The organism is Micromonospora maritima, assembly GCF_902825405.1.
GTDB lineage: Bacteria > Actinomycetota > Actinomycetes > Mycobacteriales > Micromonosporaceae > Micromonospora > Micromonospora maritima.
The window spans coordinates 1-2,841 of the sequence record NZ_CADEAU010000610.1; the positions used below are offsets into that span (position 1 = coordinate 1).

Here is a 2,841-nt window from a genome sequence, read left to right on the forward strand (position 1 = left end):
GGCCGGCACCTGCACGCCCTCGCCCACAACCGCGACCCGCGCGCGGTGCAGGTGGGTCGCCGCCGCTCCTCGATGGGCGCGCAGCACGCGCTGGGCCGCGAGCCGCACTCCCCCGCCGAGCTGGACGCCGTGCTGGCCGGCCTGGTCGACCGGGTGACCGGGCGGATGCGCGACGCCCGGCGCACCGGCCGCACGGTGACGCTGCGGCTGCGCTTCGCCGACTACACCCGGGCCACCCGGTCGCACACCCTGGACAAGCCGACCGCGCAGACCGCGCCGCTGCGGGCCGCCGCCCGCGCGCTGCTGCGGGCCGCGCTGCCGCTGATCGAGCTGCGGGGCGTCACCCTGCTCGGCGTCTCGGTGGGCAACCTCGACGGCGGACACAATGAGCTCACGCTGCCCTTCACCCCGGAGCCGGGGCCCGCCCTGGACGCCGCGGTCGACGCCGTCCGGGACCGCTTCGGTTCCCGGGCGCTGACCCGCGGTGCGCTGCTCGGCCGCGACCCCGGCGTCGAGATGCCCCGGTTGCCCGACTGAGCGTCTCCTACCCGGGTAGGAGACGCCCGTCGGACCCGGGGCCGCGACCGCGGCCGCCGGTCGGGCGCGACCGGGGCGGCCGGCCACCAGCATCTACAGGCATGACTACCGTGGTGAACCGGGCGGCCGGATGGCACCGCCCTCTGATGCTCCTCGTGTCCGCGATGGCGGTGCTCACCGTCGTCGCCACCGTCGGCCTGGTGGCCGACCCCCGCGTACTCACCGGCGCGCCCGCCTGGCTCAAGCCGCTGAAGTTCGCGATCTCGTTCGTGCTCTACGGCCTCACCCTCGCCTGGATGCTCTCGCTGCTGCCCCGACGCAGCCGCCTGGCCGAACGCGCGGCCACCGTGATCGTGGCCATGTCGGTGCTGGAGATGGTCGTCATCGTCGGCCAGGTGCTACGCGGCACGACCAGCCACTTCAACGGCACGACACCGCTGGACGAGGCGCTGTTCGACGTCATGGGCGCGGCCATCATGGTGCTGTTCCTGGCCCAGGTGGTGCTCGCGGTGGTGCTGCTGCGCCGGCCCACGCCGGACCGCGCCGGCGGGTACGCCGTCCGCCTCGGTCTCGGCGTCTCCCTGCTCGGCATGCTCGTCGCGTTCCCGATGGTGGCGCAGCGTCCGGCCGGGGCACCGGCCGGGATCAGCGGCGCGCACAGCGTCGGCGTGCCCGACGGCGGCCCCGGGCTGCCCCTGGTCGGCTGGAGCACCACCGGCGGCGACCTGCGCGTCGGCCACTTCGTCGGACTGCACGCGTTGCAGGCGCTGCCGCTGCTGGCGATCCTGCTCGACCGGTTCCTCGGCGCGCGGCTGGACGAGTCGACCCGGGCCCGGCTGGTGCTCGTCGGCGGCGCCGCGTACGCCGGGGTCACGCTGCTGCTCACCGGGCAGGCGTTGCGCGGTCAGCCGCTGCTGCGCCCGGACGCGCTCACCCTGACCACGGCGGCGGTGCTGGCGCTCGCCACCGCGACGGCGGTCGGCCTGGTCCTGGGCCGCCGGTCCCGCCGCGCCGGGGTGGTGCTGGTCGGATGAGCGCCACGCTGTTCGGCCTCACCTTCGCCCTCGCCGCGCCGTTCTGGGCGCTGATGATCCTGGCGCCCCGCTGGTCGTGGACCGCGCGGATCGTCGGCTCGCCGCTGATCGTGGCGCCGGTCCTGCTGGTCTACGCGGTCCTGGTGCTGCCGGCGCTCGGCGCGGTGCTGCCGGTGGTCACCGCGCCCACGCTCGACGGTCTGCGGGTGCTGCTCGGCACCGCCGACGGCGCGGCGGCCGCCTGGGCCCACATGATCGGTTTCGACCTGTTCGTGGGGCGGTGGATCTGGCAGGACGCCCGCGAGCGCGGCGTACCGACGATCGCGCTCGCGCCGGTGCTGGTCCTGACCGTCCTGCTGGGCCCGCTCGGCCTGGCCGTCCACCTCGGACTACGCGCCCGGTGGCGGCAGCCGGTGGGCGTGGTGGCCCCGGCCGCACCGGTTGCCTAGGCTGGCGTCGTGGGCTGGGTCGGTCGGCTGTTCGACGCGCGCGACACGCTCGCGCGGATGCTGCTGCTGGACCTCAGCGGCGTCGGCTACCTGGTCGTCGGCGCGCACGGTCGGCCCGGGCCGACGGCGACGCAGTGGTTGCTCGCGCTCGCGGCGTTCACGGTGGCGCTGCTGTGCCACCGCCGGCCGCTGCTGAACCTGCTGCTCCAGTCCGCGCTGCTGGTGGCGGCGTTGCCGTTGGTCGACGACGTGACGATCAACCAGGTCGGCGCGAGCTGGGCTCTGCTGGAGCTGACCATGCGGGCCGCCCGACCCCGGACGTTCTGGCTCGCGGCCGGCCTGGTGACCGCGATCGACCTGAGCCACGTGGTCGGCGACCCGCTCCGGCAGGCCCTCACCGGTGTGTTCGGGCTGGCCGTCACCGTCGGCCTGCCGCTGCTGCTCGGCCTGGTCGTGCGGACCACCAGGGAGTTGGCGCGGCAGGCCGAGGAGCGGGCCGCGGCGGAGCAGCGCCGGCACGAGTCGGAGAGCCGCGCCGCACGCGCCGACGAACGCGCCGCCATCGCCCGGGAGCTGCACGACGTGCTGGCCCACCACGTCGCGTCGATGGTGTTGCGGGTCGGGGTGGCCCGGCACGTGCTGACCGACCTCGACCCCCGGGTCGGCGAGGTCTTCGACGACGTGCACCGCACCGGCACGGCGGCGCTGACCGACCTGCGGCGGCTGGTCGCGGTGCTGCGTGACCCCGACGGCGTACGCGGCGACGCGGCACTGACCGCGATCGAGCCGGCGGCGCTGCCGGCCGCGCTCGGCGCGGCGGT

General features: G+C 76.0%; 4 protein-coding genes. All 4 read left to right on the forward strand.

The window, feature by feature from the left end:
• The coding region (locus tag HUW36_RS29890) for a DinB/UmuC family translesion DNA polymerase (protein ID WP_484502612.1) at positions 1-537 on the forward strand (537 nt) is incomplete at its 5' end.
• 101 nt (positions 538-638) lie between these two features.
• Positions 639-1,571 (forward strand): hypothetical protein, encoded by a 933-nt coding sequence (locus tag HUW36_RS29895; RefSeq protein ID WP_174531158.1) that lies wholly within the window; start codon positions 639-641, stop codon positions 1,569-1,571.
• On the forward strand, positions 1,568-2,020 hold the full coding sequence (locus HUW36_RS29900) for an ABA4-like family protein (RefSeq protein ID WP_174531159.1): 453 nt from the start codon (positions 1,568-1,570) through the stop codon (positions 2,018-2,020). Before HUW36_RS29895 ends, HUW36_RS29900 begins: the two co-directional genes overlap by 4 nt.
• A gap of 9 nt (positions 2,021-2,029) precedes the next feature.
• A partial coding sequence (locus tag HUW36_RS29905; RefSeq protein WP_174531160.1) for a histidine kinase dimerization/phosphoacceptor domain-containing protein occupies positions 2,030-2,841 on the forward strand: 812 nt, incomplete at its 3' end.